Genomic DNA, 19,593 nt, shown 5'->3' with positions numbered 1-19,593 from the left:
GCGGAACGCGGGGCGGACTGCGCCGTTGGGGCTTCTCAAGCGATTCGGGAGGCGCTCATGGACGACATGGTCGAACAGAGTACCGGGCAGACCGCTGTCCGTTACAAAACGATCGTGGTCTGGATCCACTGGATCACCGCGCTGGTTGTGGTCACGCAGGTGATCCTCGGTTTCGGCTTTCACCGCTTTGCCGAGCAAGGCAGCCCGGAACGGATGGAGCTGTTCGCCTGGCACAAGACCATCGGCGCGCTGATCCTCGTCCTCGCGTTGGTTCGCCTCGCCGTCCGGCTGATGAACCCGCCGCCGCCCTATCCGGAGAATTTCCCTCGGTGGGAGCGCTTTGTCGCAGTGTGGAACCACCGGATGTTCTATTTCCTGTTGATCGCCTTGCCGCTGACCGGATTGTTGGCGGTCTCGGGCCGCGCTGAGGGCGGCTGGGTCCCGCTTAAGTTCGGCCTAGCCTTGCCGGCGATCCCCGGCGTTCCCGCGGAAAGTCCGTTTGGCGACTGGCACGTCGTGTTGGTGTTCACGACGCTCGCCTTGGTCGTGCTGCACGTCGGCGCAGCGCTGTGGAACCAGTTCCGTTCGGACACCAACGTCGCCGACCGGATGCCGCCGTTCAGGAAGAGCGATCGCGCGCCGCCGGTAGCAAGCTAAGCATCGCTAGCGCGACAGCGGCCATCATGGCGCTGGCGATGAACGTCGCGCTGCTTCCGTCGCGGTCCCACAGCAAGCCGGCGGCAAGGCTGGCGAGCAGTGCGCCGATGCCGCTGACGAACCAGAAGGCGCCGAAGCTGGTCGCGCGCAGGTGCGGCGGAGCCAGGTCCGCGATCATTCGCGCGAAGATGCCCTGCGTCAGCGCCATGTGCGCGCCCCACAAAGTCACGCCCGCGATCAGCCCGGCCAGTCCCTGGCTCTGCGCCAGAATCAGATTGCCCGCGATCAGCAGGGCCATCCCCGCGCCCAGGATCGCCTTCGGGCTGAAGCGGTCGCTGAGCGATCCCGCCGGGTAAGCAAGCGCGACGAAGGCGAGGTTGAAGATCACCAGCGTCAGCGGCGACAACGCGGCACTAAGCCCGATCTCCATTCCCTTGAGGATCAGGAAGCTTTCCGAAAAACGCGCCAGAGTGAACAGGAAGCCGACCGCGAGCAGCCGCCGCATCGGCGCGGCAAGCTCGCGAAAGCCGGCGAACAGCGGCGCCGGCTTTCCCGACGGCTCATGCCGGGCGGGTTCGCGCAGAGCGACCCACGCCAGCAGCAGCGACAAGGCCGCCGGGATCACCGCGATCCAGAACACCAGTCGGATGTCGTTCGCCAGCCACCACATCAGGCCGATCGCGACCAGCGGCGCAAGCAGCGCGCCGACCGTGTCGAGCGCCTGCCGCAGCCCGAAGGCGCGCCCGCGCTGCTCCGCCGCGGTTTCGTCGGCGATCATCGCGTCGCGCGGGGCGCCGCGGATGCCTTTGGCGACTCGGTCGGCGAAGCGCGCGCCCATCACTGCCGCGGCGCTGCCCGCCAGCGGGAACAAGGGCTTCGACAGCGCTGCCAGCCCATATCCCGCGACCACCCACGGCTTGCGCCGGCGGCTTACGTCCGACAGCCGCCCCGACGCCAGCTTCGCGAAATTGGCGGTGCCCTCCGCGACGCCGTCGATCGCGCCGAGCGCCGTCGCCGGGAGCCCCAGGAACACGGTCACGAACGCCGGCAGCAGGGCATGATAAATCTCGCTCGACAGATCCATCAGCAGGCTGACGAAGCCAAGGATCCAGACGTTGCGGGGCAGGGGCGGACCGGCTTTCACAACCCGTCATTGCGAGGAGCGTAGCGACGAAGCAATCCAATTGCGGCGGTTCATCGATTGCTTCGCTGCGCAGGCAATCACCGCTGCAAACAACAATATTGAATGCCGCAAAACATTTTCTAACCTGCAAGCGATGTTCGGGGGATCGTCACCCGGGGCGCTCGCCGCTCGCTTTGCGTCGCTGGCCCAGAAGTGGATCGCCGACGGCCCCGCCGAGCGTGCCGAACGCGCGCGGCGCAAGCTGCTCGCCGCCATCGGCTCGAACGAGCCTTGCACGCTGGGTGAAGTCGCCGCACGCGCCGGGCGCGGCGCGCCGGCGGTCAGCCGCTCGGTCGACAGTCTGGTTCGCGCGGGGCTGGTGGAGCGGCTGCAAGATCCCGACAACCGCCGCCGCCTCCAGCTGAGCCTCACGCCACGCGGCCGTGAGGAACTCGCCGATCAGCCCGCCAGCGGCTCGGGCGTGGCCATCCGCTTCGAACGCCTCGCCCACAGCGAATTGCGCGCGATCGAGCGTGCGATCGAAATCCTCGAACGCTCGACCTAGCTTTAGGCGTTGCCGCGCTTGCGCCGCGTTTCCCAGCCTTTCTTCGCCGCCGCGCTGCGGCTCCGGCTGCGGCCCGCGCCGTCGTTCTTGCCGCCGCCGTCCTGCTTGTTGACCGTCCGCCACGCGCGCTCCTCGGCCTCGTCCTTCGACACGCCGCGTTTCTCGTAACCTTCGGCGATATGGTCCGCCTTGCGCTCCTGCTTGGCGGTGTACGCGCCCTTGGGCATGGTTCATCTCCTACACATGGGGCCGCCGCTAAAACGCGCGTCCCGTCTCGCCGTTGCCATGCTGCATTGCAGCATGTGCCGGTTTGAGTTACGGGGCGGCTCGAATTTCTCAGGACATCGAAGACATGAATCTGCGCAACGTCGCAATCATCGCGCACGTCGACCACGGCAAGACGACCCTCGTCGACCAGCTGTTCCGCCAGTCGGGCACCTTCCGCGACAACCAGCGCGTGGAAGAGCGCGCGATGGATTCGAACGACCTGGAAAAGGAGCGCGGGATCACCATCCTCGCCAAATGCACCAGCGTCGAATGGGAGCATGACGGCCAAGCCACGCACATCAACATCGTCGACACGCCGGGCCACGCCGATTTCGGCGCCGAGGTCGAGCGGATCCTTAGCATGGTCGACGGCGTCATCCTGCTCGTCGATGCCGCCGAAGGTCCGATGCCGCAGACCAAGTTCGTCACCGGCAAGGCGCTCAGCCTCGGCCTCAAGCCGATCGTCGTCGTCAACAAGATCGACCGCCCCGACGCGCGCGCCGCCGAAGTGCTCGACGAAGTGTTCGAACTGTTCCTCAACCTCGAGGCCAGTGATGAGCAGCTCGATTTCCCGACGCTCTACGCCAGCGGCCGCGCGGGCTATGCCGGCCTCACCGACGATGTTCGCGAAGGCAACCTTACGCCCTTGTTCGAAACGATCGTCCGCCACGTCCCCCCGCCGCGCGTCGACGCCGGTCCGTTCCGCATGCTCGCTACCCTGCTCGACCGTGACCCGTTCCTCGGCCGAATCCTCACCGGCCGCATCGAAAGCGGGCGGCTGACCACCAACATGCCGATCAAGGCGCTCGACGTGAACGGCAACTTGGTCGAGGAAGGACGCGCGACCAAGGTCTTCGCCTTCCGCGGGCTCGAGCGCGTGCCCGTCGACAGCGCCGAAGCGGGCGAGATCGTCGCCATCGCCGGCCTTATCAAGGCGACCGTGTCCAACACCTTCGCCGACCCGTCTGTGCAGGCGCCGCTGAAGGCCCGCCCGATCGATCCGCCGACGCTGGCGATGAGCTTTGCCGTCAACGACAGCCCCTATGCCGGTCGCGACGGCGACAAGGTGCAGAGCCGAGTCATCCGCGAGCGCCTGGAACGCGAGGCCGAGGGCAATGTCGCGATCCGCGTCACCATGGCCGCCGACAACGACAGCTTCGAAGTCGCCGGCCGCGGTGAGCTCCAGCTCGGCGTGCTGATCGAGACTTTGCGCCGCGAAGGCTTCGAGCTGTCGATCAGCCGCCCGCGCGTTCTGTTCCGTGACGGCCCCAATGGCCGCGAGGAGCCGTACGAAACCGTCGTGGTCGACGTGGACGACGAATTCTCGGGCACCGTCATCGACAAGATGGCGCTGCGCAAGGCGGAAATGCTCGACATGCGCCCGAGTGGCGGCGGCAAGACCCGCCTGACCTTCAGCGCCCCCAGCCGCGGCCTCATCGGCTATCACGGCGAATTCCTCTCGGACACGCGCGGCACGGGCATCATGAACCGCCTGTTCGAACGCTACGGCCCCTACAAGGGCACGATCACCGGCCGCCAGAACGGCGTCCTCATCTCGATGGAAAAAGGCGCCGCCGTCGCTTACGCGCTGAGCGCGCTGGAAGACCGAGGCGTGCTGTTCATCTCGCCGGGCGAGATGCTCTACGAAGGTATGGTCATCGGCGAAAACGCCAAGCCCCAGGACCTGGAGGTGAACCCTCTCAAGAGCAAGCAACTGACTAACTTCCGCGCGTCAGGACCGAAGGACGAGGGCATCCGCCTGACCCCGCCCCGCCGCATGAGCCTCGAACAGGCCATTGCCTACATCCAGGACGACGAGCTGGTCGAGGTCACGCCCAAGGTGGTGCGGATCCGGAAGCGGTATCTGGACCCGCATGAGCGGAAAAAGAACGCGCGGAAGCTCGAGGCGGCGTAGCTGGGCGAAGTCGTAATCGCGGGCGGGTGAGTACGACGCCATGGTGTCGCCTTGTGCGAGAAGCGGGTGCGACTTTCCGTGACCTTTCGCGCCGCGAGCCCGCGTAGCAGGCCAAACGCGCACCGTCCTCCGCATTCGGCCCCACGTCCACACCTCATTCATCACCGCTGCGCCATACCGGCGCATCACCTGAGCCGACACATCCGAGCGCCCTGTGACAGAGAGACACGCACTGCTCTCGCTCGCGAGGGAGATGATCGATGGAACAGACCTATTGGCTCGGCCGCAAGCGGGCCTCGCTCAAGTCGGCGGCGGACGCTGCAAGCTCGGAAGCGCGGCTGATCCATTTCGACCTCGCCGGGCGCTACAGCGTGAAGGCGGCGACCGCGTCCCTGCGCGCGGTCGACCTGGTGGATTCGCTGCCCCCGCCGATTTTCGCGATCATGCCCCGCGCGGCCGCCACGGAGAGCGACGATGCTTGAGGGCGCGCGGATCCTCGCCGTCGCCGCGGGAGTCGTCCTGATCATCGCCGTCGCGGCCTGGGCGCGGATTTTTCGCCGGCCGGCGCTGCGTCGGCTCGACGGCTCGGTCGTCAACGAGGATCGGGCTAAGCTTGCGTCGCGGCTGCTGGCGATGGCGGTCGGCGCCAGCGCAGTTGCGGCGGTGATGGCGACGCTCGACCTCTTGGGGCGGTAGGTCTGCCTATTTCGCGCGGTCCCAGCCGGTGACGCGGTACTCGCGTTGCTCGAGGCAGCCGGCCATCGCCTGCTGGATCGCGCGCTCCTTCTTGTTGCGCTTGGCCTTGGCCATGCCGATCGCCCCGGCGATGGCGACGAACGGGATGGCGACGACGGTGGCGCTGGCGATCGCGGCGCCGGTGTAGAGCCCGGCGCTGGTCGCCAGTGCGGCGCCGCCCGCCATCGTCGCTGCCCCCGCCGCGGCGCCGGCGCCTGCCGAGCCTAACCGGCCGTTGCCGTCGAGCTTGCCCGCGACGAGAAGCTCGCGGCACTCGGCAAGGTCGGCGTTGAACCTGGCCTGGTCGACCGGCGCCGCAGCCAGCGCCGGCGTGAACTCGCGCGGCCGCGACGAGCAGCCCTGCACCAACACGCCCACGGCCACGGCGCACGCCATCAAACTCTTGTCCATGAAACCCCCACCCCTTCGGCAGGCACGCTCGATTGCAGCCGAACCGATGTCAAGTGTCTGACGTCGCACTATTTTCGTGGGTGGTCCGCCATTTTTAGTACCTTTACCCATTCCGCGTCCCGGACCGGGGCGACGCTGAGGCGCGACTGGCGGATCAGCTCCATCTTCGCCAGCGCGGGCTCGGCCTTGATCTCGGCCAGGGTCACCGGCCGCGCCAGCTTGCGGATCGGCTCGACGCGGACGCGGACCCAGTCGGGCGCCTTGGGATCGGGCTCAGCGGCGCGCGTTACGCGCATCACGCCGACCACCGCCTTGTCGGACATGCTGTGATAGAAGAAGGCCTCGTCGCCCGGCTGCATCGCGCGAAGATGCAGCCGCGCGGCATTGTTGCGCACGCCGTCCCATTCGGTCGCGCCGTCGCGCTCAAGATCGGCCCAGCTGTAGCTCTCGGGCTCCGATTTCATCAGCCAATGTGCCATGCCGGGACACCCCTCTCGTTAAATGCGATAGCCGTGCCGGTGAACCGAGTGCCAGCCGCGTTGAGTTGAGCAGTAAGAGGCGAAAAACTGAACAAAATGAAAGAGTTCCGGATTCTACCGCACGACTCCAACCGTTTACCGCCAAACGCTTGGCGGGTTTAACGGGTTAACATATTGGCGCTCGCACAGAACGAAGCGAGTGGGCCGCAAGGGCGCGTTTAGACGCCGCGGGCTCGAGAGCAAGACGGACGATCACGAGGCTCAGTCTCTCGTCCGCCATTGAGGGCAAAAGGTTTGATCAAGTTTCTGGGTAACCGCGGCGCGTCCGCGGTGATGGGAGTATTCATGCTGGCGGTCGGCTCGAGCGGAGCCAATGCGCAGGGCATTTCCGGGCTGAATGTCTCGGCGGCGGTCAAGGCGGTGGAGGCCGAAGCGGCCGGCAAGCCGTCGCTGGCCCAGGCCGGCGCGGTGCTGCAGAAGGCCGTCGCGACGACGACTGCGGTCACGCTTGGCAACGGCACCATCTACCAGTCGCAGCCTGCAACTTCGGTCACCGTGAAGCTCAACAATGTTGCGAGCGAAGCCGCTTGGCTGCGCAGCGCCGGCTGGCAGCTCTACGCGCTGGTCGATCGGTTTGCGGACACGGGCGACGCGCTCGACGAGCAGTCGCGGTGCATCGCGGTCGCGGTGTATCATGAAGCGCGTGGCGAGAACCTCGAAGGACAGCTTGCGGTCGCGAAGGTGATCATGAACCGCGCCGCCTCGGGCAAATATCCGTCCAGCTGGTGCGCCACGGTGAAGCAGCCCTGGCAGTTTTCGTTCGTCAATCCGCGCAGCGGAGCGTTTCCTTACACCGACACCAACAGCAACGCATGGCGCAAGGCTGTGGCGATCACCAAGCTGGCTGTCGCGAACGCGGTGCCGACGCTGTCGAACGACGTCCTGTGGTACCATGCGGATTATGTTGCACCTTCATGGGGCCGCCGGCTGAGCTTTGTGCAGAAGATCGGTACGCACATCTTCTACCGCGCCTGATAATCGGGCGTTGCAGAAGCCGGGACCTGCGGGGGCGCAGGTTCAGGTGAGGGGAGGGGCCGGGGCGCGGAGGGGCGATCCCGGCCTTTTTCTCGTCCTGGCGTTGGGCGGAGTCGGTTCGTCGTAAACTTCGTTCACGGGGGATTCGCACGCGACTCTGTCTCGTGCGACCGTCAAGTGACGGAATTTCCGGGGGGAATTCCAAGGCGCCGAGTTCGGGGAAGGCTCGCACATGCTCAAGATCCTGATCGTCGAAGACGACAGCCAGCTGGCCGCAACGCTCAAATATCTGGTCGAGGATAATCCGCGCTATCGCGTCGTCGGAAGCGCCGAAGACGCCGACTCCGCCATTGCCGCGGCGGCCGAGCATCATCCCGACCTGGTCCTGCTTGACCTTCACCTGGCGCACGGCACGACCGGCTTCTCCGTCGCTGCGCGCCTCACAGAGCAAGGCGTGCCGTGCCTGTTCGTCAGCGGCAAGGCGCCGCGCTTTCCGATGCCCGACCTTGCGCTCGGATGCCTGATGAAGCCCTTCACGGCCGAGGACGTGCACCGGTCCCTGGCGATGGCCGAGGACCTGTTGCGCGGCCGTGAAACGCTCCGCCCGCGGATTCCGGAGAACCTCACACTTTACGAGCCCGCGGAGGCCGAGGCGTCGGTGGAAGTCGGATATATCCCGTCTAAACGGTCGATCCGCACCCGCTTCGAACATTGGATTTCCGGCCCACTGGGTGGTTCGCAACGGGCGTGCTAAAGCGTTGCGAATGATGGCGTTTGCGTTGATCCTGTTGGCTGCAGCCCCGGCGTCCACCGTTCAGGCGACGCCGATCAAGTGCGACGCGAAGCCGTTCACGCTGACCAAACCGGTAGCGAAAGCAGCGAACGACAAGGCCCCGGCCGCCAAGGCCAAAAAGCCGCGTCCGATCGAAAAGCCCAGCTGTAATCATCCGGGGCACGCGCCCGGCCACAAGCACTAAAGGTTGCATCAAGGCGCGTCGTGCATCGCGCGTCTCGAGCGTCAGCGGCGCCTCGGCGGCAAGCGACCCCGCAGCGGCGTCGGATCTTCCGCGCTGCGTGAACATGCTCGAAAGCAGCAAGCATCGTCGTCCCGGCGCTCATCATCCGATCGTGCAGGAGCATTCGTGCCAAGACTTGCAACGGGGCTGGACAAGCGCAGCTACATACGCTACAAATGTAGCGTATCAGTTGAGGATGACGATCATGCGTTCGACCCTTCCCTTGTTCGCCGCCGCCCTTGCCGCCGCGGCGCCCGCACTACCAGCCGAGACCGTCAACGTGCCCGGCTTTCGCGCCGTGCAACTGAACGGCGGCGGCGAGGTTTCCGTCCGCCCCGGCCCGGTGCAGCGCGTGACCTTAGTCGAGGGCAGCAGCCAGATCACACGCTTCCGTGTCGACGGAAACGGTCAGCTGCGCATCAGCGTCTGCGAAGGACGCTGTCCGCAGCGCTATCGACTTCGCGTCGAGATCCAGACTCCGCGCGTGCCCGACCTGGCGATCAGCGGGGGCGGGACGATCCGAACCGCGGGCGGCTTTGCCGACGATCATCTTGCCGCAGCGGTCAACGGCGGCGGGGTAATCGACGCGCGCGCCGTCAATGCCGCGAACGTGACGGCGGCGGTCAACGGCGGCGGGCAGATCCTGGTACGCGCCCAGCGTCACTTGCAGGCCGCCGTCAACGGCGGCGGCGCCGTACGCTATCTCGGCAATCCTGCGGTGTCGATGGCGGTGCGTGGTGGCGGCACGGTGCAGCCGGGATCATGACCCGAGTGCTTGAGGTCGCGTGGATGCCCCGTGAGGATTCGAACCTCAATTGACGGAGTCAGAGTCCGTAGTCTTACCATTAGACGACGGGGCAATCGGCGAGCGGGCGAGATAGAAATCGGCTTCCGGCGTGTCAACGCCGGGGTCCATTCCGCCCTCGCCCTTGCAGTTAACCCCTCGAATGTGATTTAACCCCGGTCAAGTCAGCCGCGTGAAATGCGCGGTGAAGGACAGAAACGGGCGTGGGACATGGCACAGAGTGTGGCCAGTGCGCCGGCTCTGGTCCACGGTCACCCGGGGGACAGCAGGCCGGCAGGACCGCCGCGGCGGCGCGAAAGCTCTCGTCATACCTATGGCGCGATCGATCTTGGCACCAATAATTGCCGGCTATTGATCGCGCGCCCCAATGCCGAGGGCTTCACCGTCATCGACGCATTTTCACGCATCGTCCGCTTGGGCGAGGGTTTGTCGCAGTCTGGCGAGCTGTCCGAAGAGGCGATGGACCGCGCGGTCGGCGCGCTCGCGGTCTGCGCCGACAAGTTGCGCCGGCGCAATGTGTCGATCGCGCGTTCGGTCGCGACCGAGGCCTGCCGCCGCGCTACCAATGGGGACAAGTTCGCCGACCGCGTCCGCAATGAAACGGGCATCGTCCTCGACATCATCCCGCCGCAGGAAGAAGCGCGGCTGGCGGTTCTCGGCTGCCACAAATTGCTAGAGCCCGGTGATGGCCCGGCGCTGATCTTCGACATTGGCGGCGGATCGACCGAACTGGTGCTGATCGACCAGGAAGACGGCACGCCGCGCATCCGCGCCTGGTGGAGCGCGCCGTGGGGCGTCGTGTCGCTCACCGAAAGCGAAGGGCGCGAGCATATCGAGGGACCGAACCGGGTTGCCGCCTACGGCCGCATGCGCGAACGCGCCCGCCATGCCTTTGCCCGCTTCGCCACCATGCTGCCCGAAGAGAAAGAGGGGATACGTCTTCTCGGCACCAGCGGCACCGTGACAACGCTCGCCAGCGTCCATCTGGCGCTTCCGTCCTACGACCGGCGCGCGGTTGATGGCCTTCACGTGCCAATCGAGGCGATGCAGTCGATCAGCACGATGATCGCGGGCATGGACTATGAGGAACGCTCGACGCTGCCGTGCATCGGCTCCGAGCGCGCGGACCTGGTCGTCGCGGGCTGCGCCATCCTCGAGGCGATCATGGAGATCTGGCCGGCCAAGAACCTCGGCGTCGCCGACCGCGGCATTCGCGAAGGCATATTGCGCTCGCTGATGGCACGCGACGGCTGGGTCTTGTGAAGCGGGTCAAAACCGCCAGGGGCCGCAAGATTTCGTCGACGCGCTGGCTCGAACGGCAGCTTAACGATCCGTATGTCCAACGCGCCAAGGCCGAGAATTACCGCAGCCGCGCGGCCTACAAGCTGGTCGAACTCGACGAACGGTTCGGTTTGCTGAAAGGCGTCGGGGCGGTAGTCGACCTCGGCATTGCGCCGGGCGGATGGAGCCAGGTGGTGCGCCGCACGACGCCCAAGGCACGCATCGTCGGCATCGACCTGCTGCCGACCGATCCGATCGAAGGCGTCACGATCCTCGAAATGGATTTCATGGACGAAGCCGCGCCGCAGCGGCTCAAGGACGCGCTTGGCGGCCCGGCGGATTTGGTGTTGTCGGACATGGCGGCGAACACCGTGGGACATCAGCAGACCGACCATTTGCGGACGATGGGATTGGTCGAGGCCGGGCTGGACTTCGCGGTCGAGGTGCTGAAGCCGGGCGGGGCTTATGTCGCCAAGGTGCTCGCGGGCGGCGCCGACAACCAGCTGGTGGCGGCGATGAAGCGGCACTTCACCACCGTGAAGCACGCCAAGCCTCCCGCGAGCCGGAAGGGGTCGAGCGAGTGGTATGTCGTCGCGCAGGGGTTCAAGGGCGAACGACCATACGCCGATCCCACACCCAACACGACTCATCCTGAGTAGCGGCGTCAGCGGCGTATCGAAGGACCGTGGTGCGTCCTTCGATACGGGCCTTCGCTACGCTCCGTTCCTACTCAGGATGAGCGGGATGAAAGGAAACGGCCTGACCGCTAGCTTCTGGCGTCCTCGACCGCCTTCTTCAGCGCCTCATACCCCACCGCGCCGTTCATCACGCGGTTGCCGACGATGAACACCGGGGTGCCGGTCGCGCCGAGTTCGCCGGCGATCTTGAAATTCTTGCGCAGCTCGGCCTCGATCGCCGGGTCTTCCTGCGCCACCGGACGGATGCCCGAGGCTTCCGCGGCCCTGGCCAGGGTCTCGGGGAAGGCCGTCCCGCCGCCCACAAAGCATCGTGGAATTGCATGAAGCGGCCCTGCTTCGAGGCGGTCAGCGCCAGGCGCGCCGCGGTCAGGCTGTTGGGACCGAGGATCGGCAATTCGCGATAGACGATGCGCAGGCCTTTATCCTCGGCGATCAGGCGGTCGACGTGGGGGTTGCTCGCTTTGCAATAGGGGCAGGCGTAATCGTAGAATTCGACGATCGTGACGTCCGGCTTGGAAGCGCCCTTCCACGAGCTGGCGAAGGGCGTTTCGATCGCCGCGCGCTGGGCGTTGATCACCGGAGCGAACTGCTGGTCGCGCAAGGCGTCGGCAGCGTCGGACAGGATCTGCGGTTCGGACAACAGGCCTTCGCGCACGATCCGGCTGCTCAGGAATTGCGGGGCGATGAAGATGAGCGCGGCAGCGACGAGGAGCGCGCCGATTACGCCGCCTGCGATCGCCGCTCCCAATTTCCCCCCAGGAGGCGGCGCCGCTTTGGTCTCGTCCACTATTTCCGATCTTCCTTGTTCTTGTTCTTCTTGAGCTCGGCGCGCGACACCATGGCGATATCCTGCGCGCGAAGCCAGTCGGGCGAGCCTTGCGGAATACCCTTCATCGCCATCTCCGCGCTGGCCAGCGCGAGCTTGGGCTTGTCTTCAAGGTTGCTGCGTTCCGCCGTGGCCAGCGCGGCGCGGGCAATGTCGCCTTCGCGGTCATAGATGATACCCAGCTGGTACCAGGCGAACGGGTTCTGATTATCGCGAGTCACTGCGGTTTTCAGCACCTGCTTGGCTTCGGCGAAATTCTTGCGGTCCTCCGTCGCGACCAGCGCATGGCCGAGCATCGAGGCGATGAGCGGGTTGTCGGCGGACTTTTCCGTCGCCGCGCGCAGGGGCGGGAGCGCATCCTTGGGCCTGCCGCTTTCAAGCAGCACCTGACCCTTGAGTTCGAGGAAATAAGGATCGTTGGGCACGAGCGCGAGCAGCGCGTCCGCCTCCGCCAGCGCTTTATCGGGATAACCGCTGACGTGATAAGCATATGCGCGTGCGTAATGCGCCGGAATGCTCTTGTTGGATTCCGGATACTTCTTCACCGCCTCGCTCGGCTGGACAAAGCCGATGAGCTTCGCCTTCACGCGCTGGAAGCGCGCTTCGAGGTCGGGTCGGACGGCTTGTTCCACGCCGGATCCTTGCGATAGATCGCCTCTAGCGAGGTGATGCGATCGCGGGACAAGGGGTGGGTGCGCGAATAGCTGTCCTTGGCATAGACCCCGATGCGGTATTCCTGCGTCTGCAGCTTGTTGAAGAATTCCAGGCTGCCCTTGCCGCTTATGCCCGCGGTCGAGAGATACTTGGCCCCGGCGCTGTCGGTCGCGGTTTCCTGCGCGCGGCTGAACGACAGAAAGCTGCCAAGCGCGGCCTGCTGACCCGCGGCCATGATGCCCATGCCGGCTTCGCCCGCGCCAGCGGCCATTGCCAGCGCGCCCAGCACCATCGTTGCAATGGTCACGCCCGTGGCCTGCTTCATGCCGTCCTGAATGCGGATCGAGTGGCCGCCGGCAACGTGGCCCAGCTCGTGCGCGACGACGCCTTGGACCTGGTTCACATTGTCCGACGCGGTCAGCATTCCCGAATGGAGATAGACGGTCTGCCCGGTGGCGACGAAGGCGTTGATCTCCGGGTCGTTGAGCAACACGATCTTGGTGGACTTGGGGTCGAGGCCGGCCGCAGTAATCAGCGGCCGCCCCAGATCCTCGAACAGCTTTTCGGTTTCGGCATCGCGCAGCGCGGATTGCGCCGCCGCGGGACGAACGGCCGCAACGGTGAGGAGGAGCGCGACCATGACGAGGCGCGCACCGCGCGAAAGGAAAACTTTCATCGCGGTCGGTCTACCATCCCATCGGCTGAACGCGCGATGAAAATCGCTCCCGCGTTGCTCTAGCCGAAGGTTCGCTGCCACCAGCCGCGGCGCGGTTCGCCATCGATCTCGTCGGACGCCGAATCATTGTTGGCGGCGGCGGGAACGGCGACCGGCTCTGTTGCGGTCGGCTCCGCAGGTGCCGCATCCTTGACAGCGGCCTTGGTGCGGCGCTTGCGCGCGGGTTTGGCCGGTGCGGGCTCAGCGTCGGCGACCGCAGGCTCGGGCGCGGGTGGGGGCGCTGGCTCGACGGGCGCTTCAACGATAGCCTCGACTTTCTTCGACCGCCGGCGTTTCGGCTTCTCCGGAGCGGCTTCCTCGGCGGGCGCAGTGTCCGCGATCGCGGGCTCGGCATCGATCGGCCGTTCGACCATCGGCGAGCTGTCGGGCTCGACCGCGCCTTCGCTGGTCGCAGCCGGCTTGCGCGAGCGGCGGCGGCGGCGGTCGCCGCTCTTCGGCGCAGGCGCCGCGTCCGCTTCAGGAGTGGCCGCAGGCTCGGGGGCTGCGGCCGGCTGCCCGCCGTCCTCGGCAAATTCGGCCGGGGCCTGGTCATCGACGCGCGGGCCGTCGCCGTCCCGGCGCGAGCGCCCGCGTCCACCACGGCGACGGCGACGGCGGCGGCGACCCTGGCGGTCGCTTTCGCTGTCTTCGCCCTCGGCACGCTCGGCGGCTTCGGATTCCTCTTCGTCCTCCTCCTCGATCTCATCGACCTCGAGCTCTTCCGGCTCGGGGGCGGCGACCATCTCCCTGCGCGGCATCGGCTGCGGGCGCGGGCCCGAGCTTTCGACCGCCATGCGCGCGCCCTCGAAGCTTTCGTCGATCGCGACATCGATTGACACGCCGTAGCGCTGCTCGATCTCGGCCAGCTCGGCGCGCTTCTTGTTGAGCACATAGACCGCGGCTTCGCGGCCGGCGCGGAGCAGGATCTTGTCGCCGCGACCGCGCGTCGCTTCGTCTTCGATCATGCGCAGGGCCGACAGGCCCGCCGAGGCGGCAGTGCGCATCAGGCCGGTGCCCTCGCAATGCGCGCACGGCTTGGTCGAGGCTTCGAGCACGCCGGTGCGCAGGCGCTGGCGGCTCATTTCCATCAGGCCGAAGCTGGAGATGCGGCCAACCTGGATGCGCGCGCGATCGTTCTTGAGCGCCTCCTTCATCGCCTTCTCGACCTTACGGACATGGCTATTCTGTTCCATGTCGATGAAGTCGATGACGACGAGCCCGGCCATGTCGCGCAGCCTGAGTTGGCGCGAGATTTCCTGCGCGGCCTCAAGGTTGGTGTTGAACGCGGTCTGTTCGATATTGTGCTCGCGCGTCGACCGGCCCGAGTTGATGTCGATCGATACCAGCGCCTCGGTCGGATTGATCACCAGATAGCCGCCCGATTTCAGTTGGACGATCGGCTGGTACATGGCGGAAAGCTGATCTTCGACGCCGTGGCGCTGGAACAGGGGCGTGGTTTCGCTGTGCAATTGCACTCGGCGAACGTGGCTCGGCATCAGCAGCTTCATGAAGCCGCGCGCCGCCTTGTAGCCGTCCTCGCCCTCGACCAGCACTTCGTCGATCTCGCGATGATAGAGGTCGCGGATGGCGCGCTTGATGAGGTCGCTGTCGCGGTAGATCAAGGCCGGTGCGACGCTGGTCAGCGTGCGCTCGCGGATCTCGTCCCACAGGCGGGCGAGATAGTCGAAGTCGCGCTTGATCTCGGTCTTGGTGCGCTGCAGGCCCGCGGTGCGGACGATCAGCCCCATGGTCGAGGGCAGCTTCAAGTCCGACATGATCGACTTCAGCCGCTTGCGGTCGGCGCCATTGGAAATCTTGCGCGAAATGCCGCCGCCGTGGCTGGTGTTGGGCATCAGCACGCAATAGCGGCCGGCGAGCGACAAATAGGTCGTCAGTGCCGCGCCCTTGTTCCCGCGCTCTTCCTTGACGACCTGGACCAGCAGCACCTGGCGGCGCTGGATGACGTCCTGGATCTTATAACGGCGGCGCAGTTCCTGGCGCTTGCGGCGGAGCTCATCGGCGGCGGCTTCGTCGACCGGCGATCGGCTCGACGATGTGCCGGCCTCGGTCGTCGAGTCACCATCCTCACCGACGGATTCGTCGCCGGCGAGTTCATCGCCGTTCGCATCGTCCTCGTCGTCATAATGGGCGGCATCGATCTCCGCGCGCAGCCGCTCTTCCTCGGCGGCATGCTCGGCCTCTTCGCGAAGCAAGGCTTCACGGTCGGCCTTGGGGATCTGGTAATAATCCGGATGGATTTCGCTGAAGGCAAGGAAGCCGTGACGATTTCCACCATAGTCGATGAAGGCCGCCTGCAGCGACGGTTCGACCCTGGTTACCTTGGCGAGATAGATATTCCCTTTGAGCTGCTTGTGCTCAGCGGATTCGAAGTCAAACTCCTCAATCCGGTTTCCCTTGACCACGGCGACCCGGGTTTCCTCCGGGTGGCGCGCGTCGATCAGCATGCGCATGGACATTGAAAATTCTCCGGCGCGGCTGCGGAACGTGTCGCTGCCGCGCGATATGTGATGCCGTCCGCGCCGGCACGTGGCCGGCATCGGTGGCGGGATTTACGGAAAGCGCCTCTGCTCGCTGGACCATCGCGTCCCTGTGGGCGCGGAACGCGTTCGCCGCTTCTGCGAAGAGCGGACGAAGGGCGTTCTGTGGCGTCATGCGAGCGTCAACCTCGTGAAGCCGCGCGCCGATCCGGGCCGCGGCGTGGAAACCCGGCAGGGGCCGGGGACGCAATGAAGTAGCACCGCGACACATGTCCCGCAACTGCGGCGGGGTGCCGAATCTGCGGAAAACATGGATAATTTCACCTTAACCTTTTGCGCGTGATACTATGCTTTGTGTTCAACGGGTTGGCGGGCCGATAGAGTGACGGGGTTGGGGGACAGACGGACGCTGGCCGGGATCGGCCTGGGCGTCGCGGCAATCGCTGCGCTGGCCCTTGCTCTTGCGGGTCGCGGTGGCGCCTTGTCTCCCGTCCTTGGCGAAGCGAGTCAGGCCAGCCTGACGCTCGACGTTCCCGCCGCCGTCACCAATCGCATCTATGGCGGTGCGAATGCCGCGGGACGGCCGATCATCGTCATCGACGCTGGACATGGCGGACGCGACCCCGGTGCCGTGAGCGTTTCCGGCGCGGTGCACGAAAAGGCATTGACGTTGCAGCTGGCCACGGAATTGCGCGACCGGCTGGTCGAACGCGGCCGCGTGCGCGTGGCCCTGACCCGGGAAGACGACCGCTATTTGACCCTTGAGGAACGAACGGCCGTCGCGCGCCGCCTCGGCGCCAGTCTGTTCCTGTCGATCCACGCCGATAGCGCGCCCAATCCGCTGGCCCGCGGCGCAACCGTCTATTCCCTGTCCGACGTCGCGTCCGATGCAGAGGCTGCCCGGCTTTCCGCGGCGCAAAATGCAAATGGCGATGGCGCGATGCAGCTTGTTGGCCAAGCCGACGGGTCGGTGCGCGCGATCCTTGCCGACCTTGCCATGCGGTCGGAAATGCAAAGGTCGGCGGCCTTCGCGGGACGGCTGGTCAAACGCTCGGCCGGCCAATTCGAGCTTCGACCCGACCCGCATCGCTTCGCCGCCTTCCACGTCCTCAAGCGCGCCGATACGCCCGCCGTCCTGTTCGAGGCCGGCTATATCAGCAATGCCGATGACGAACTGCTGCTGCGCTCGGCCGAGCATCGCAGCGCGATCGTGCAGGCGCTCGCCCAAGCGGTCGAAGCCGACGTTGCGTCGCGCCTCAAACGCTAATTCGCAACTTCCAGCGGCGGGACGAAAGGGCTAGAGCAGGCGCTTGATGAAGCTCGCGCGTCTCAACGTTCCTGCCCTGCCGCTCCCCGATCTGGTCGCCTTCAACGCGAGGGTGCGCGATCGGTTCGCCCCGCTGTGGCAGCGAAAATGGGTCCGCCGCGGGACGTGGACCGGTCTTGGCCTGTTCACGTTGTTCGCCGTCGTTTGGCTCTATTTCGCGAGCGGACTGCCGTCGTCTGAGAAGCTGTTGGCTTATCAGCCGCCGTTGCCGACCAACGTTCGCGGCTATGACGGGACGCCGATCCAGACGTTCGCACGCGAGCGGCGGGTCGAGCTTGATTATGACGAATATCCGCCGCTGCTGCTGAACGCCTTCCTGTCGGCGGAGGACAAGACTTTCTACCGCCACGGCGGCATCGACTACATCGGTTTGCTCGGCGCGGTCGGCGATTATGCCGCCAAGACCGTGACTGGCGGCGGGAGGGCGCGCGGCGGATCGACCATCACCCAGCAGGTCGCCAAATATCTGCTCAAAGATTCAAGCTACAATATCGGGCGCAAGATCCGTGAGGCGATCCTTGCATTCCGCCTGGAATCGACACTGTCCAAGCAGCAGATCCTGGAGCTTTACCTCAACTCGATCTTCCTTGGCCGCTGCCTATGGCGTCCAGGCAGCATCGCGCGCTTATTTCGACAAGGACGTGTCGGAATTGACGCTGCCCGAGGCAGCCTACCTGGCGGTGTTGCCCAAGGCGCCGTCCAATTACGATCCTGTGCGCGCGACCCAGCGCGCGCTCGACCGCCGCAATTACGTCCTGCGGGAAATGGAGAATAACGGCTACATCACCGCCGAGCAGCGCGCGCAGGCGGCCGCCGCGCCGTTGGGCACCATCCGATACGGCAGCAGCGAGAAGTTCCGCCAGCAGGGCGGCTATTTCATGGAGGAAGTCCGCCGCACGTTGATGAACAATAAGGACTTCGGCGAGAAGGCGGAAGACGGGCCCAACAGCGTGTACGCAGGCGGCCTGTGGGTTCGCACGTCGATGGATCCGGTGATGCAGAACGCCGCCGCCGAAGCGTTGCGCGAGGGCTTGGCACGGTTCGACGGGACGGGCCGCGGCTGGATCGACCTTGAAAAGAGCATCGAGATCGAGGGCGACTGGGCCGGTCGGCTGGACCGCACGCCGGTCGGCGTGGGCTTCGCCGACTGGCGCAAGGCCGTGGTGCTGACGAAGACCGGGTCGAGCGCGACGATCGGCTTCACCAACGGCTCGGAAGGCACGCTTCCGCGGTCGGCAGCGGCGATGCCCAAGCGCGGCGTGGGCGGCGTGGCCTTCGATTATCTGCGGCCCGGCATGGTGATCATCGTCAAGGAAGAAGGTCCGGGCAATTACGTCCTCCGCTCCGTTCCGCAGATCGGCGGCGGCTTCGTCGCGGAGGAGGTGCATACCGGCCGCGTGCTCGCGATGCAGGGCGGATTCGACGTAGTTGGCTCGGATTTCAACCGCGCTACTCAGGCGCAGCGTCAGCCAGGTTCGGCGTTCAAGCCGATCGTATATGCGACCGCGCTGGAAAACGGCATGACCCCGGCCTCGATCATCGTCGATGCGCCCTTCTGCGTCTGGCAGGGCGCGGGGCTGGGCAACAAATGCTTCGTCAACTTCGACCGCCGCTACTCGGGGCCGAAGACCTTGCGCTGGGGCGTCGAGCAATCGCGCAATCTGATGACGGTGCGTGCCGCGTCGGAAACCGGCATGCCAAAGGTGATCGCCGCAGCCAAGAAGCTCGGCGTAGGCGACTATCCCAACTACCTGTCGATCGCGCTTGGAGCGGGCGACACAACGGTGCTGAAGCTGGTCAACGCTTATGCGATCCTGGCCAATCATGGCCGCTCCGTGCGTCCATCGCTGATCGACTATGTCCAGGATCGAAACGGCAAGATCGTTTATCGCTCTGACAATCGCTGCGCGCTGATGGAAAATTGCAACGCCGCCGCTTGGGACGGCAAGGGCATGCCGCGCCCGCCAACCCGCACCCGTCAGCTGATCGATCCGATGGCGGCGTTCCAAATGGTCCATGTGCTCACGGGCGTTGTCGAGCGCGGGACGGCAACCACGTTGCGAGAGCTGGGCCGACCGCTGTTCGGAAAGACCGGCACCACGTCGGGCCCGACCAATGTGTGGTTCGTCGGTGGTACGCCCGACATCGTCGCCGGCGTCTACATCGGCTACGATCAGCCGCGGCCCATGGGCCACGCCGCGCAGGGCGGACGGATCGCCGCGCCGATCTTCAAGCAATGGGCGCAGACCGCGCTCAAGAATCAGCCGAAGACTCCGTTTGTCGCGCCCGAAGGCATCCGCTGGGTGCGCATCGATCGCGCCAGCGGCAAGCGCGTGTTCGGCGTGTTCCCGACCAAGGAAGACCCGAAATCGTCGGTCATCTGGGAAGCCTTTCAGCCGCAAACCGAACCGCGGCGCGCCTATCGCCGGTCGGCCAATCCTTATGGCGAGGAGGATGAGGCGCAGCCCGGCCAGTCGATCGCCGCGGTTCGGCCGCAGCCGGTGGTGCGCCGCCGCCGCCCCGCGCCAGCGGCGGCCCAGCTGGCGCCAGCGGACTTGCCAACCCAGAACGGGGTCTAATAGGCCT

General features: G+C 66.0%; 18 protein-coding genes, 1 tRNA gene and 3 pseudogenes. 13 read left to right on the top strand and 9 right to left on the bottom strand.

The window, feature by feature from the left end; translation table 11 throughout:
- The first annotated feature begins 57 nt into the window (after nucleotides 1-57).
- Nucleotides 58-657 (top strand): cytochrome b, encoded by a 600-nt coding sequence (locus tag H9L13_RS11410; protein WP_187537800.1) that lies wholly within the window; start codon nucleotides 58-60, stop codon nucleotides 655-657.
- Here the strand turns inward: H9L13_RS11410 and H9L13_RS11405 are convergent.
- Nucleotides 620-1,801, bottom strand: a complete 1,182-nt coding sequence (locus H9L13_RS11405; protein ID WP_223176452.1) for an MFS transporter — start codon at nucleotides 1,799-1,801, stop codon at nucleotides 620-622. The genes H9L13_RS11410 and H9L13_RS11405 overlap by 38 nt on opposite strands.
- Before the next feature lie 40 nt (nucleotides 1,802-1,841).
- Between H9L13_RS11405 and H9L13_RS11400 the strand changes: the two genes are divergently transcribed.
- Nucleotides 1,842-2,345, top strand: coding sequence for a MarR family winged helix-turn-helix transcriptional regulator (locus tag H9L13_RS11400; protein ID WP_187537799.1), 504 nt, complete (start codon nucleotides 1,842-1,844; stop codon nucleotides 2,343-2,345).
- Nucleotides 2,346-2,347: 2 nt separating this feature from the next.
- Here H9L13_RS11400 and H9L13_RS11395 read toward each other — a convergent pair whose 3' ends face one another.
- Nucleotides 2,348-2,572, bottom strand: a complete 225-nt coding sequence (locus H9L13_RS11395; RefSeq protein WP_187537798.1) for a type II toxin-antitoxin system RelE/ParE family toxin — start codon at nucleotides 2,570-2,572, stop codon at nucleotides 2,348-2,350.
- Nucleotides 2,573-2,697: 125 nt separating this feature from the next.
- Here H9L13_RS11395 and typA point away from each other — a divergent pair, with 125 nt between their 5' ends.
- The 3 genes from typA (at nucleotide 2,698) to H9L13_RS11380 (ending at nucleotide 5,223) form a co-directional block, all read left to right on the top strand.
- Complete coding sequence (gene typA / locus H9L13_RS11390) at nucleotides 2,698-4,527, top strand: translational GTPase TypA (protein ID WP_187537797.1); 1,830 nt, start codon at nucleotides 2,698-2,700, stop codon at nucleotides 4,525-4,527.
- 260 nt (nucleotides 4,528-4,787) lie between these two features.
- Nucleotides 4,788-5,009: a hypothetical protein gene (locus H9L13_RS11385; protein ID WP_187537796.1), complete on the top strand. Its 222-nt coding sequence runs from the start codon at nucleotides 4,788-4,790 to the stop codon at nucleotides 5,007-5,009.
- Nucleotides 5,002-5,223, top strand: coding sequence for a hypothetical protein (locus H9L13_RS11380; RefSeq protein ID WP_187537795.1), 222 nt, complete (start codon nucleotides 5,002-5,004; stop codon nucleotides 5,221-5,223). Before H9L13_RS11385 ends, H9L13_RS11380 begins: the two co-directional genes overlap by 8 nt.
- A gap of 6 nt (nucleotides 5,224-5,229) precedes the next feature.
- Here the strand turns inward: H9L13_RS11380 and H9L13_RS11375 are convergent, their stop codons facing one another.
- Together H9L13_RS11375 and H9L13_RS11370 are read right to left on the bottom strand one after the other, a co-directional pair.
- Complete coding sequence (locus H9L13_RS11375) at nucleotides 5,230-5,673, bottom strand: hypothetical protein (protein WP_187537794.1); 444 nt, start codon at nucleotides 5,671-5,673, stop codon at nucleotides 5,230-5,232.
- Between the two features lie 68 nt (nucleotides 5,674-5,741).
- Nucleotides 5,742-6,152: an EVE domain-containing protein gene (locus H9L13_RS11370; RefSeq protein ID WP_187537793.1), complete on the bottom strand. Its 411-nt coding sequence runs from the start codon at nucleotides 6,150-6,152 to the stop codon at nucleotides 5,742-5,744.
- 333 nt (nucleotides 6,153-6,485) lie between these two features.
- On the opposite strand from H9L13_RS11370, the gene H9L13_RS11365 reads away from it, so the two are divergent.
- From H9L13_RS11365 to H9L13_RS11350, 4 genes are all read left to right on the top strand, one after another.
- Nucleotides 6,486-7,187 (top strand): cell wall hydrolase, encoded by a 702-nt coding sequence (locus H9L13_RS11365; RefSeq protein ID WP_235091342.1) that lies wholly within the window; start codon nucleotides 6,486-6,488, stop codon nucleotides 7,185-7,187.
- 232 nt (nucleotides 7,188-7,419) lie between these two features.
- Nucleotides 7,420-7,941, top strand: a complete 522-nt coding sequence (locus H9L13_RS11360) for a response regulator (RefSeq protein WP_187537791.1) — start codon at nucleotides 7,420-7,422, stop codon at nucleotides 7,939-7,941.
- A 10-nt stretch (nucleotides 7,942-7,951) separates the two neighbouring features.
- Complete coding sequence (locus H9L13_RS11355) at nucleotides 7,952-8,164, top strand: hypothetical protein (protein WP_187537790.1); 213 nt, start codon at nucleotides 7,952-7,954, stop codon at nucleotides 8,162-8,164.
- 244 nt (nucleotides 8,165-8,408) lie between these two features.
- Complete coding sequence (locus H9L13_RS11350) at nucleotides 8,409-8,969, top strand: GIN domain-containing protein (RefSeq protein ID WP_223176451.1); 561 nt, start codon at nucleotides 8,409-8,411, stop codon at nucleotides 8,967-8,969.
- A 20-nt stretch (nucleotides 8,970-8,989) separates the two neighbouring features.
- On the opposite strand, the gene H9L13_RS11345 is transcribed toward H9L13_RS11350, so the two are convergent.
- Nucleotides 8,990-9,063: transfer RNA gene (locus H9L13_RS11345), tRNA-Gln, on the bottom strand.
- Between the two features lie 155 nt (nucleotides 9,064-9,218).
- Here H9L13_RS11345 and H9L13_RS11340 point away from each other — a divergent pair.
- Nucleotides 9,219-10,271: a Ppx/GppA phosphatase family protein gene (locus tag H9L13_RS11340; protein ID WP_235090961.1), complete on the top strand. Its 1,053-nt coding sequence runs from the start codon at nucleotides 9,219-9,221 to the stop codon at nucleotides 10,269-10,271.
- Nucleotides 10,259-10,948, top strand: a complete 690-nt coding sequence (locus H9L13_RS11335) for an RlmE family RNA methyltransferase (protein ID WP_187540383.1) — start codon at nucleotides 10,259-10,261, stop codon at nucleotides 10,946-10,948. The genes H9L13_RS11340 and H9L13_RS11335 overlap by 13 nt, the downstream gene beginning before the upstream one ends.
- A 107-nt stretch (nucleotides 10,949-11,055) precedes the next feature.
- Here H9L13_RS11335 and H9L13_RS12855 read toward each other — a convergent pair whose 3' ends face one another.
- The 4 genes and pseudogenes from H9L13_RS12855 to H9L13_RS11320 form a co-directional block, all read right to left on the bottom strand.
- Nucleotides 11,056-11,289, bottom strand: coding sequence for a DsbA family protein (locus H9L13_RS12855; RefSeq protein WP_244954811.1), 234 nt, complete (start codon nucleotides 11,287-11,289; stop codon nucleotides 11,056-11,058).
- 41 nt (nucleotides 11,290-11,330) lie between these two features.
- Nucleotides 11,331-11,564 (bottom strand): annotated as a pseudogene (locus H9L13_RS13085) (DsbA family protein); the annotation flags it as partial.
- A gap of 209 nt (nucleotides 11,565-11,773) precedes the next feature.
- A pseudogene (locus H9L13_RS11325) lies at nucleotides 11,774-13,143 on the bottom strand (M48 family metalloprotease).
- A 59-nt stretch (nucleotides 13,144-13,202) separates the two neighbouring features.
- Nucleotides 13,203-15,659, bottom strand: a complete 2,457-nt coding sequence (locus H9L13_RS11320; RefSeq protein ID WP_187537786.1) for an Rne/Rng family ribonuclease — start codon at nucleotides 15,657-15,659, stop codon at nucleotides 13,203-13,205.
- Between the two features lie 412 nt (nucleotides 15,660-16,071).
- Here H9L13_RS11320 and H9L13_RS11315 point away from each other — a divergent pair, with 412 nt between their 5' ends.
- Both H9L13_RS11315 and H9L13_RS11310 read left to right on the top strand, forming a co-directional pair.
- A complete protein-coding gene (locus tag H9L13_RS11315; protein ID WP_187537785.1) occupies nucleotides 16,072-16,947 on the top strand; it encodes an N-acetylmuramoyl-L-alanine amidase family protein in 876 nt (291 codons plus the stop codon).
- A gap of 46 nt (nucleotides 16,948-16,993) precedes the next feature.
- Nucleotides 16,994-19,586 (top strand): annotated as a pseudogene (locus H9L13_RS11310) (penicillin-binding protein 1A).
- Nucleotides 19,587-19,593: the final 7 nt, after the last annotated feature.

Source organism: Sphingomonas lutea, assembly GCF_014396785.1.
GTDB lineage: Bacteria > Pseudomonadota > Alphaproteobacteria > Sphingomonadales > Sphingomonadaceae > Sphingomicrobium > Sphingomicrobium luteum.
The sequence above is the reverse complement of the archived record's forward strand: the minus strand, read 5'-3'. Positions and strand labels throughout refer to the sequence as shown.